Origin of the sequence: Pseudoalteromonas rubra, assembly GCF_004212645.1 — a bacterium.
GTDB classification, from domain to species: Bacteria; Pseudomonadota; Gammaproteobacteria; order Enterobacterales; family Alteromonadaceae; genus Pseudoalteromonas; species Pseudoalteromonas rubra_G.
Genome location: NZ_PPUZ01000101.1, coordinates 1 through 858 on the forward strand (window position 1 = coordinate 1; position 858 = coordinate 858).

At 55.1% G+C, this 858-nt stretch carries 1 protein-coding gene; it reads left to right on the forward strand.

The annotated features are described in order from the left end of the window. Window positions 1-858 (forward strand): condensation domain-containing protein (locus C3B51_RS21960; RefSeq protein ID WP_240701953.1); only part of this gene is annotated, 858 nt, incomplete at both ends.

An 858-nucleotide genomic window follows, 5' to 3' on the forward strand; every position in this document is an offset into this window, starting at 1 on the left:
CTGCACAAGGGCTCGGCGCAGTATAATATGCCGGCCGCCTTTGATGTCAGTGGCACGCTGGACTTGCAGGTGGTCGAAGCCGTGTTGCAAACCATCATTGACCGTCACGAAGTGCTTAAAACCGTTTATCGCGATGGTGAGCAGGGGGCAGAGCAGCTGATCCGTCAGCAAGCGCACTTTACCCTAAGTGTTGATGATGTGCGGATGCACGACGCAGCACAGCAGCAACAAGCCATCGCCCTGGCGATGACGGAGCAGTTTACACAGCCATTCGACCTGACCCGCGATGTGATGATACGTGCCGGTTATATTCAGACGGCAGATGATGAGGGGGTGTTGCTGTTCAATATGCACCACATTGCCTCCGACGGCTGGTCGATGCAGGTGCTGGTTAAAGAGTTTGTGCAGCTTTATCAGGCTTACAGCCAGGAGCAGCGCAACCCGCTGGCTCCCTTAGCCATCCAGTATGCCGATTATGCCCAGTGGCAGCGGGACTATCTCAGTGACACGATGCTTGAGCAGCAGCTGGATTACTGGCAGCAGCAACTGGCTGATGTGCCACCGGTGCACAGCTTGCCGCTGGATTATCCGCGCCCGGACATCAAACAACATCAGGGCGCCTGTGTTAAAAGTACGTTGAGCAAAGACGTGGCACAGGGGCTGACGGCCCTTGCGAAGGCACAGGGGCTGACGCCGTTCATGTTATTGCATGGCGCTTTGTCTTTGTTGTTGTCAAGACACAGCAATGCGCAGGAGATTGTCATTGGTACACCGGTGGCCAACCGTATGCAGGCCGAGCTGGAGCCGCTGATTGGCTTTTTTGTTAATACGTTAGTGCTGAATGTGAATACCGCTCAG